Source organism: Pseudomonas sp. CM25, from assembly GCF_013179705.1.
GTDB lineage: Bacteria > Pseudomonadota > Gammaproteobacteria > Pseudomonadales > Pseudomonadaceae > Aquipseudomonas.
In genome coordinates this window covers 1-10954 of the sequence record NZ_JABMCW010000185.1, presented here as the reverse complement: position 1 = coordinate 10954, position 10954 = coordinate 1, and the positions used below count along the sequence as shown (strand labels likewise).

Here is a 10954-nt window from a genome sequence, read left to right as displayed (position 1 = left end):
TCCAGTACACCTCCGGCACCACCGGCGCGCCCAAGGGTGCCACGCTCAGCCACTACAACATCCTCAACAACGGCTTCATGGTCGGCGAAAGTCTGGGTCTGAACGAGCGAGACCGCATGGTGATCCCGGTGCCGCTCTACCACTGCTTTGGCATGGTCATGGCCAACCTTGGCTGCATCACCCACGGCAGCACCATGATCTACCCCAATGACGCCTTCGATGCCGAGCTCACCCTGCGCGCCGTGGCCGAAGAGCGCGCCAGCATCCTCTATGGCGTGCCGACCATGTTCATCGCCATGCTCGACCACCCGTCCCGTGCGCAGATGGACCTGTCGACCCTGCGCAGCGGCATCATGGCCGGCGCTACCTGCCCGATCGAGGTGATGCGCCGGGTCATCGACCAGATGCACATGGCCGAAGTGCAGATTGCCTACGGCATGACCGAAACCAGCCCGGTGTCGCTGCAAACCGGCCCGGACGACGAACTGGAGCTGCGGGTGACCACCGTCGGCCGCACCCAGCCGCAGCTTGAGAACAAACTGGTGGACGCCGACGGTTGCATCGTCGCCCGCGGCCAGATCGGCGAGTTGTGCACCCGTGGCTACAGCGTGATGCTCGGCTACTGGGAAAACCCCCAGGCCACGGCCGATGCCATTGACCCGGCTGGCTGGATGCATTCGGGCGACCTGGCGGTGATGGATGAGCACGGGCATGTGCGTATTGTGGGGCGCAACAAGGACATGATCATTCGCGGTGGCGAGAACATCTACCCGCGCGAGCTGGAAGAGTTCTTCTACACCCACCCGGCGGTGGCCGACGCGCAGGTGATCGGCATTCCGTGCAGCCGCTATGGGGAAGAGATCGTCGCCTGGATCAAGCTGCACCCTGGGCACAGCGCCACGGTGGAAGAGCTGCAGGGCTGGTGCAAGGCACGCATTGCGCATTTCAAGGTGCCGCGGCATATCCGCTTTGTCGACGAGTACCCAATGACAGTGACCGGCAAGGTGCAGAAGTTCCGCATGCGCGAGATCAGTGTGGCGGAGATTTCAGCTGTATCAGCTGGATGATGTGCTAGCTGAGCCGGCCTCTTCGCGGGTCAATCGGATCGCCCCGATTGACCCGCGAAGAGGCCGGTCCTGCCTGCACAGAATCCTGGTCTACCCTTAAGCCTTCACCGGTGGCTCCTGGCTTGGCGGGTCGCCTACCGTCGGCGGCACGGTCGGCTTGATCGGCAGCTCGTCCGGGTCCTGTTCCGGCACGGGCGGCGGCAGGCTCGGGTCGTCGATGTTCGGATCGGGGGTTTCCGGTGGAATCGGGATGTTCATGGCCTGACCTCGCGTGGGTGAATGAAGAGGTGCTGCAGGCTCTGACCGCTGGCAGTTGCCGTTCGCTCAATTTTTTTGAACCCCATGCCTGTGCCCCGGCTCTGAACCCTTACCGCCACCAGCCTGAGGGAGCAAGGTCGATGTCACGTAACGAGCCGTTTGAAAGCGTGCCCATGGCGAACGATCACCCGGACCAGGTCATCAGCCTGTCCCAGGCGCTGCTGGCACCGCGCATCGCAATCGAGGATACCCAACCGGTACTCGACGGCGGCACGTTTGCCGCCAAGGCCATCAGCAACCAGCCGGTTTCGGTCAGCAGCAAGGTATTCACCGACGGCCACGACCGCATGGCCGTGGTGTTGAACTGGCGCCAGGCGGGCAGCCGGCGAATTCACTGCGTGCCCATGACATCGCCCGGCAATGATCTGTGGCTGGCCGAGTTCACGCCTACCGAAATCGGCCCGCACCTGTTCAGCATCGACGCCTGGATCGACCCCTACGCCACCTACTGCCATGACCTGGAAAAAAAGTTCCAGGCGGGGGTGGACATCAAGCTGGAGCTTGAAGAGGGGCGGCGGCTGCTGGGCAAGGGCATTGAACTGAGCAGTGGCGCATTGCGCGAGCAGTTGCAGGCGCTGCAGGCGCGGCTGCAGACGCTGCCCGATGACGACCAGGTGGCACTGTTGCTGGGCACCGAGGCCAGCCGGTTGATGAGCGAAGCCGGGCACCGCTGCTACCTCACCAGCAGCACCGAGTTCCCGCTGGATGTCGACCGCCCGGCAGCACAGTTTGCCAGCTGGTATGAGCTGTTTCCGCGCTCGATCACCGACAGCCCCGAGCGCCATGGCACCTTCAACGATGTGCATCAGCGCCTGCCGATGATCCGCGACATGGGTTTCGATGTGTTGTATTTTCCGCCCATTCACCCTATCGGCACCCAGCACCGCAAAGGCCGCAACAACGCTTTGCAGGCGCAACCCGAGGATCCTGGCAGCCCTTATGCCATCGGCAGCGCCGAGGGTGGGCACGACGCCATTCACCCGCAACTGGGCAGCCGCGAGGACTTCCGTCGGCTGGTGTCGGCGGCCGCGCAGCATGGCCTTGAGATCGCGCTCGACTTCGCCATCCAGTGTTCCCAGGACCACCCCTGGCTGAAACAGCATCCGGGCTGGTTCAGCTGGCGCCCGGACGGCACTATCCGCTACGCCGAGAACCCGCCCAAAAAATACCAGGACATCGTCAACGTCGACTTCTACGCCCCCGACGCAGTGCCGAGCCTGTGGCTGGCCCTGCGCGATGTGATCATCGGCTGGGTCGAGGAGGGCGTCAAAACCTTCCGCGTCGACAACCCGCACACCAAGCCGCTGCCGTTCTGGCAATGGCTGATTGCCAATGTGCGCAGCCAGTACCCGGACGTGCTGTTCCTCGCCGAAGCCTTCACCAAGCCGGCGATGATGGCGCGGCTGGGCAAGGTGGGGTACGCGCAGAGCTACACCTACTTCACCTGGCGCAATACCAAGGAGGAGCTGCGCGAGTTCTTCGAGCAACTCAACCAGCCGCCATGGAGCCAGTGCTACCGGCCCAACTTTTTCGTCAATACGCCGGATATCAACCCGTTCTTCCTGCAGCACTCGGGCCGCGCCGGGTTCCTTATCCGCGCTGCGCTGGCGACCATGGGGTCGGGGCTGTGGGGGATGTATTCCGGCTTCGAGCTGTGCGAAGCCGCCGGGTTGCCGGGCAAGGAAGAGTATCTGGACTCGGAGAAGTACGAGATTCGTCCGCGCGACTTCACCCAGCCCGGCAACATCATCGCCGAGATTGCCCAGCTCAACCGCATTCGCCGGCAGAACCCGGCATTGCAGACGCACCTCGGTGTGGCGTTCTTCAACTGCTGGAACGACAACATCCTGTACTTCGCCAAGCGTACGCCCGAGCGTGACAACTTCATCCTGGTGGCGATCAGCCTCGACCCGTTCAACGCCCAGGAGGCGCATTTCGAATTGCCCCTGTGGGAGCTGGGGCTGGATGACGATGCTGAAACCCACGGCGAGGATTTGATGAATGGCCACCGCTGGTCCTGGTACGGCAAGACCCAGTTCATGCGTATCGAACCCTGGCATCAGCCATTCGGTATCTGGCGGATCGAAAAGGCGCGCTAGGGCTTGAATATTCTGGGGCTGCATAGCAGCCCCGAAGTCAGGCAACACGGTTTCGCAGAAATGAAAGGAGTCACTCATGGCCAAGCGTTCCCGCCCGGCAGCCTTTATCGACGACCCGCTGTGGTACAAGGACGCCGTCATCTACCAGCTGCACATCAAGTCGTTCTTCGATTCGAACAACGACGGCATCGGCGACTTCGCCGGCCTGATCAGCAAGCTCGACTACATCGCCGAGCTGGGTGTGAATACGTTGTGGCTGCTGCCGTTCTACCCCTCGCCACGGCGCGATGACGGCTACGACATTGCCGAATACAAAGATGTGCATGCCGACTACGGCAGCCTGGCCGACGCCCGCCGCTTCATTGCCGAAGCGCACAAGCGCGGGCTGCGGGTAATCACCGAACTGGTCATCAACCACACCAGCGACCAGCACCCGTGGTTCCAGCGCGCCCGCCACGCCAAGCCCGGCAGCAAGGCGCGGGACTTCTACGTGTGGTCGGACGACGACCAGAAATACGACGGCACGCGCATTATCTTCCTCGACACCGAGAAGTCCAACTGGACCTGGGACCCGGTCGCCGGCCAGTATTTCTGGCACCGCTTCTACTCGCACCAGCCCGATCTCAATTTCGACAACCCGCAGGTGCTCAAGGCGGTCATCGGGGTGATGCGCTTCTGGCTCGACCTGGGCGTCGACGGCCTGCGCCTGGATGCCATTCCCTACCTGATCGAGCGTGACGGCACCAACAACGAAAACCTCGCCGAAACACACGACGTGCTCAAGGCGATCCGCGCCGAAATCGACGCCAACTACCCCGACCGCATGCTGCTGGCCGAGGCCAACCAGTGGCCCGAAGACACCCGCCCGTACTTCGGCGAAGGCGAGGGCGATGAATGCCACATGGCCTTCCATTTCCCGCTGATGCCGCGCATGTACATGGCCCTGGCCATGGAAGACCGCTTCCCGATCACCGACATCCTGCGTCAGACACCGGAAATCCCCGCCAACTGCCAATGGGCGATTTTCTTGCGCAACCACGATGAGCTGACCCTGGAAATGGTCACCGACCGCGAGCGTGACTACCTGTGGAACTATTACGCCGAAGACCGCCGTGCGCGCATCAACCTGGGCATCCGTCGCCGGCTGGCGCCGCTGCTGCAGCGTGATCGACGGCGCATCGAACTGCTCACCAGCCTGCTGCTGTCGATGCCCGGCACGCCCACCCTGTACTACGGCGATGAGCTGGGCATGGGCGACAACATCTACCTGGGCGACCGCGACGGCGTGCGCACGCCCATGCAGTGGTCGCCGGACCGCAACGGCGGATTTTCCCGCGCCGACCCGCAGCGCCTGGTGCTGCCGCCCATCATGGACCCGCTGTACGGCTACCAGACAGTGAATGTCGAGGCCCAGAGCCATGACCCGCACTCGCTGCTGAACTGGACCCGGCGCATGCTGGCGGTGCGCAAGCAGCAAAAAGCCTTTGGCCGCGGCACGCTGCGTACCCTTACCCCCAGTAACCGGCGCGTTCTCGCCTATATCCGCGAGTACACCGACGCCGATGGCAATACCGAGGTGATCCTGTGCGTGGCCAACGTGTCCCGCGCCGCCCAGGCAGCCGAACTGGAATTGTCACAATTCGCCGACAAAGTACCTGTGGAGATGCTGGGCGGCAGCGCCTTCCCACCAATCGGCCAGTTGCCGTTCCTGCTGACCTTGCCACCCTATGCTTTTTACTGGTTCCTGCTGGCGTCGCACGACCGCATGCCCAGCTGGCACATCCAGGCCACCGAGGGGTTACCCGAATTGAATACGCTGGTACTGCGCAAACGCATGGAAGAACTGCTGGAAGCACCTGCCAGCGATACGCTGCAAACCGCCATCCTGCCGCAATACCTGCCCAAGCGCCGCTGGTTTGCCGGCAAGGAAGGACCGATCGACGACGTGCGCCTGTGCTATGGCGTGCGCTTTGGCACCGCCACCACGCCGGTGCTGCTCAGCGAAATCGAAGTGCTCAGTGACGGCGTCGCCAACCGCTACCAGCTGCCGTTCGGTCTGCTCCCCGAGGACCAGATCAACACCGCGCTGCCACAGCAACTGGCCTTGTCGCGGGTGCGCCGCGCCCATCAGGTGGGCCTGATCACCGACGCTTTCGTCCTTGAACCCTTCATCCGCGCAGTGCTGCGCGGCTGCCAGGATGGCCTGCACCTGCCGTGTGGCAAGGGCGAGGGCGAGTTGCACTTCGAAAGCACCGAGCAGCTGGCGGAACTGGGCTTGAGCGAAGAAAGCGAAGTGCGCTACCTGAGTGCCGAACAGTCCAACAGCTCGGTGGTGATCGGCGACCGGGTGGTGCTAAAGCTGATCCGCAGGGTCAACCCGGGCGTGCACCCGGAGCTGGAAATGAGCGCCTACCTGACCGCCGCCGGCTTTGCCAATATCTCGCCGTTGCTGGCCTGGGTCAGCCGCGTGGACGAACAGAAAGCGCCGCACCTGCTGATGATCGCCCAAGGTTATCTGAGCAACCAGGGCGATGCCTGGGCCTGGACCCAGAACACCCTGGAAAGGGCCATCCGCGACCAGATGGAGCCCAGCCGCAGCGACGCCGAGGCGCACACCGACGCGCTGGCCGAACTCACCGGCTTTGCCGCTTTACTCGGCCAACGCCTGGGCGAAATGCATCTGCTGCTGGCCGCACCAACCGACGACCAGGCTTTCGCGCCTCGCCCCAGTGATGCGGCTGATAGCAAGCGCTGGAGTCAGCAGATAAGCGCCGAGCTGGCCCACGCCCTCGACCTGCTGGCCCAGCACCGCGAGCACCTCGACGCCGATAGCCAGACACTGGTAGACGACCTGCAGCAACAACGCGACGGCCTGGCCCAGCACATCGCCAACCTCGCTCGCCAGGCCGAGGGTGGCTTGCTGATGCGCGTGCACGGCGACCTGCACCTGGGGCAGGTGCTGGTGGTGCAGGGCGATGCCTACCTCATCGATTTTGAAGGCGAACCGTCCCGTCCGCTTGACGAGCGCCGGGCAAAACACAGCCCCTACAAGGATGTCAGCGGCGTGCTGCGATCCTTCGACTATGCTGCTGCCATGATTTTGCGCAGCGCGTCTGCGGTGGACCTTTCCGACCCGGCGCGCCAAGCCCGGCAACGGGTGGCCAGGCAGTACCTGCACCAGTCGCGGCATGCCTTTGTCGAAGCCTATGGCCTGGCCACCGCCGCCATGCCCCACGCCTGGCAGCAGGCCGAGGGCGAGCGTGCCGCGCTGGAGCTGTTCTGCCTGGAAAAAGCTGCCTACGAAATTACATACGAAGCCGAAAACCGTCCAAGCTGGCTGGCCGTACCTTTGCATGGCCTGCATGGACTGATCAGTACCTGGGGAGAGTCAGAATGAACGTTACAACGCGTGAAAACGGTGGCCTTCGGCAACGGGACCTCGACGCCCTGGCCCGCGCCGAACACGCCGATCCATTTGCGGTGCTCGGCCCCCATGGCGATGGCGCAGGCGGGCAGGTGGTCCGCGCCTTCCTGCCCAGTGCCCTCAGTGTGCGCATCCTGGCGCGCAATGATGGGCGCGTGCTCGCCGAAATGGAGCAGAGCAGCGTGCCCGGCCTGTTCAGCGCGCACCTTGATGAGGCACAGCCCTACCTGCTGCAGATCGGCTGGGCCGGCGGCGAGCAGGTGACCGAAGACCCCTACAGCTTCGGCCCGCAACTGGGCGACATGGACCTGCACCTGTTTGCCGAAGGCAACCACCGCGATTTGTCCGGGCGCTTCGGCGCCCAGCCGACCCAGGTCGACGGCATCGACGGCGTGTGCTTCTCGGTGTGGGCACCGAATGCCCGCCGGGTGTCGGTGGTGGGTGATTTCAACAACTGGGACGGCCGCCGCCACCCCATGCGCCTGCGCCACAGTGCCGGGGTCTGGGAGCTGTTCATCCCGCGCCTGGGCATTGGCGAAACCTACAAGTTCGAGGTGCTGGGCAAGGACGGCATCCTGCCGCTCAAGGCCGACCCGCTGGCGCGCGCAACCGAGTTGCCGCCGAGTACCGCGTCCAAGGTAGCAGGTGAGCTTGGCCACGACTGGCAAGACCACGAATGGATGGCGCAACGCGCCGAGCGCCATGCCTACAACGCGCCGTTGTCCATCTACGAGCTGCACCCAGGGTCGTGGCGCTGCGAGCTGGACGAGGCTGGCGAAGTGGGGCGCTACTACAACTGGCGTGAACTGGCCGAACGCCTGGTGCCTTATGTACAAGAGCTGGGTTTCACCCATATCGAACTGCTGCCGATCATGGAGCACCCGTTCGGCGGCTCCTGGGGCTATCAGCCGTTGTCGATGTTCGCGCCCACCTCACGCTATGGCAGTGCCGAAGATTTCGCCGCCTTCATCGATGCCTGCCACCAGGGCGGCATTGGCGTGCTGCTGGACTGGGTGCCTGCGCATTTCCCTACCGACGAGCACGGCCTGGCGCGCTTCGATGGCACCGCGCTGTACGAATACGACAACCCGCTGGAAGGCTACCATCAGGACTGGAACACGCTGATCTACAATCTCGGCCGCAACGAGGTACGCGGTTTCATGATGGCCTCGGCCCTGCACTGGCTGAAGCACTTCCACATCGACGGCCTGCGTGTCGATGCGGTGGCCTCGATGCTGTACCGCGACTATTCGCGCAAGGCCGGTGAATGGGTGCCCAACCGCCACGGCGGGCGCGAGAACCTGGAAGCCATCGACTTCATCCGTCACCTGAACGGTGTGGCGGCCCATGAAGCCCCGGGCGCACTGATCATCGCCGAAGAATCCACTGCCTGGCCCGGTGTCAGCCAGCCGACCCAGCAGGGCGGCCTGGGCTTTGCCTACAAGTGGAACATGGGCTGGATGCACGACACGCTGCATTACATCCAGAACGACCCGGTGCACCGCAACCACCACCACAACGAGATGAGCTTCGGGCTGATCTATGCCTATTCCGAGCACTTCATCCTGCCGATTTCCCACGACGAAGTGGTGCACGGCAAGCATTCTCTGATCGACAAGATGCCCGGCGACCGCTGGCAGAAGTTTGCCAACCTGCGCGCCTACCTCACCTTCATGTGGGCGCATCCGGGCAAGAAGCTGCTGTTCATGGGCTGCGAGTTCGGCCAGTGGCGTGAATGGAACCACGACAGTGAACTGGACTGGTACTTGCTGCAATACCCCGAACACCAGGGTGTGCAACGCCTGGTGAGCGACCTCAACCGCCTGTATCGCGAGGTGCCGGCGCTGCACGAGCAGGATTGCCAGCCGCAGGGCTTCCAGTGGCTGATCGGGGACGATGCGCAGAACAGCGTTTATGCCTGGCTGCGCTGGAGCAGCAGTGGCGAGCCGGTGCTGGTGGTGGCCAACTTCACGCCGGTGCCGCGCGAGGGGTATCGCATTGGCGTGCCGTTCGGCGAGCGCTGGCAGGAGTTGCTGAATAGTGATGCAGAGCTGTATGCCGGGTCGAATGTGGGCAACTTGGGGGTGGTCGAGAGTGACGAGCTGGCCAGTCATGGGCAACCGTTGTCGCTGGCCCTGAACCTGCCGCCGCTTGGCGTATTGATCATGAAACCAGCCTGACCGGTTACCAGGGGCTGGCCCCTTCGCAGCACAAGGCTGCTCCTACAGGTTCGCGCTTTCCTGGGTAGGAGCAGCCTTGCGCTGCGAAAGACCTGACATGCTTACCACCGCATCCTTACCCCAAGGCTGCCAATCAGCCCGTTCAAATCATTGTCATCCACATCACTGCTGTAGTCGGCACTGACAAACAGCGCCACCGATGGCGTCACCCGCGCCACCAGCCCCAAACCCAATTCAACGGTGGTGGAGTAGCGCGAGCTGGAAATCTTGTCGACCTGGTCCAGCTTTACCTCATCGGCGTTGCTGAAGTCGTACCATACGTTGGTGCGCACATAGGGTTCGATGGGCATGCCGCGCACTTCGTAGCTTGCGGACAGCTTGGCACCGACCCGGCCGCTCCAGCTCGGCTGGCTGTCGAAGGCTTGCAGGGTCTCTTCCTGCACCCGGCTGCCGGGGAAGAACTGCTGGTTGATCAACTGCGCCTGCGGCTCGATCACCCAGCCGCCACCCAGACCGATGGGGATGCCACCCTCCACCGAAAAGGTCATCGCGTGGCCGCTGTCGTCCAGCCGTTGCCCGTTCTCGTTGCGGCCATTGACGTCGATGCGCGAGCCCATGGCTACGGCATCCAGGTGCCAGCCTTTCTCATGGGTCATGCTCCAGTACACGCCCAGGCTCTCGCCACTCAGGTTGACGGCATTGCGCTGCTTGTCGCCCAGCAGCGGGCGCATGCCGTTGAAGCTGCTCTGCAGGTTGTTGTGCCCCACGAAAATGCCGGCGCGGTGCACATTGCCCGCAGCGGTTTCACGCACGAACAGGTCCGGGCCGATCATCAGTTGCTGGCTGGGTGCTTCCAGCTGCGCGGGCGGTTGCGCGCCGCTGCGTGCACCGGTGGGGAAGAACTGCGCCCATTGGCTGGCGATCAGGTCGGCTGGCGCCTGCCCGTGGCGTTCGCCCATCTTCTGCGAAAACGCGTTCAAAGTGCCGATGCTCAAGCCGCTGGCGCTGACCGGGTCAAGCGACGGTTGCGGCACCACTGATTGCTGCAAAAAGCCGGGTGAGCTCGGATCACCTTGCAGTTCGTACGCGAAAGTTTCCACCGGGGTTGCCAGAAGCAGCGACGTGGAAACCGCGTAGAAAATGCTGTCGAAGCGCACAGGGTTCGAGGTGCTTTTCATGGCGGATCTCCTTTGTTTTTGTAGGGTAAAGCCCGAGGACCTAGCCTGTTGTCACGAGCTGTACGACAAAAACAGGGGGCGACCCAAACCCGCACGCCAGCTTTCGCAAGCGCGCACAAAGGCGCGAGCTAGAGGCCCGGCGCGGGATGTTTTCCGCTAGGTAATGTTTATCTAAGGAGACGCTGGGGCTTGCGTCAAGAAAGCGTGAAGCCTGTGTGGATGTTTCGTGGTGGGCCTCAACCCATTGATTAATCGAATAAATAAGGGGTGTATAGCGGGGTTTGCTATTTGCCCTACCTTGGCTATGAAGAATGATTGTTAGAACCGTACCTCGACCGCCAACGGCAGGTGGTCGGATAGGTGCGACCAAGGTTTGTGCCCCAGAATCCGCGGCCCATGGCTCTCGGCGTTGCGCAGGTAGATACGGTCCAGGCGCAGCAGTGGCAGGCGGGCAGGGTAAGTGCGGGCGAGGTGGCCGTGGTGGCGCTCGAAGGCCTCGTGCAGGTCACGCTGCAAGCCCAGGGTGCGGTTGCCGTGGGACTTCCAGTCGTTGAAATCGCCGGCAATGATCACCGGGGCGTCGACGGGCAGGGAATCGAGCAATTCGCGCAGCAGTTGCAGTTGCTTCTGCCGGTGGCTTTCCAGCAACGACAGGTGCACACAGATGGCATGCACCTGGCGCTGGGGC

The 10954-nt window shown here is 63.3% G+C and carries 7 protein-coding genes; 4 read left to right on the top strand and 3 right to left on the bottom strand.

Features of this window, described 5'->3' with window-relative positions:
- The coding region (locus HP546_RS18570) for an AMP-binding protein (protein WP_172228166.1) at positions 1 to 1067 on the top strand (1067 nt) is incomplete at its 5' end.
- Between the two features lie 96 nt (positions 1068 to 1163).
- Here HP546_RS18570 and HP546_RS18565 read toward each other — a convergent pair.
- Positions 1164 to 1325 carry a hypothetical protein gene (locus HP546_RS18565; RefSeq protein WP_172228164.1) on the bottom strand — a complete coding sequence of 54 codons (162 nt, stop codon included), beginning with the start codon at positions 1323 to 1325 and terminating at the stop codon, positions 1164 to 1166.
- Positions 1326 to 1465: 140 nt separating this feature from the next.
- On the opposite strand from HP546_RS18565, the gene HP546_RS18560 reads away from it, so the two are divergent.
- The 3 genes from HP546_RS18560 (at position 1466) to glgB (ending at position 9088) form a co-directional block, all read left to right on the top strand.
- Positions 1466 to 3484 (top strand): alpha-1,4-glucan--maltose-1-phosphate maltosyltransferase, encoded by a 2019-nt coding sequence (locus HP546_RS18560; RefSeq protein WP_172228162.1) that lies wholly within the window; start codon positions 1466 to 1468, stop codon positions 3482 to 3484.
- 76 nt (positions 3485 to 3560) lie between these two features.
- On the top strand, positions 3561 to 6881 hold the full coding sequence (treS, locus tag HP546_RS18555) for a maltose alpha-D-glucosyltransferase (RefSeq protein ID WP_172228160.1): 3321 nt from the start codon (positions 3561 to 3563) through the stop codon (positions 6879 to 6881).
- Positions 6878 to 9088, top strand: a complete 2211-nt coding sequence (gene glgB / locus HP546_RS18550; RefSeq protein WP_172228158.1) for a 1,4-alpha-glucan branching protein GlgB — start codon at positions 6878 to 6880, stop codon at positions 9086 to 9088. The genes treS and glgB overlap by 4 nt, the downstream gene beginning before the upstream one ends.
- 101 nt (positions 9089 to 9189) lie before the next feature.
- Here the strand turns inward: glgB and HP546_RS18545 are convergent, their stop codons facing one another.
- Both HP546_RS18545 and HP546_RS18540 read right to left on the bottom strand, forming a co-directional pair.
- The gene (locus HP546_RS18545) at positions 9190 to 10266 is read right to left on the bottom strand and encodes an autotransporter domain-containing protein (RefSeq protein WP_172228156.1); all 1077 of its coding nucleotides are present in this window, start codon (positions 10264 to 10266) and stop codon (positions 9190 to 9192) included.
- 318 nt (positions 10267 to 10584) lie between these two features.
- Positions 10585 to 10954 (bottom strand): endonuclease/exonuclease/phosphatase family protein (locus tag HP546_RS18540; protein WP_172228154.1); only part of this gene is annotated, 370 nt, incomplete at its 5' end.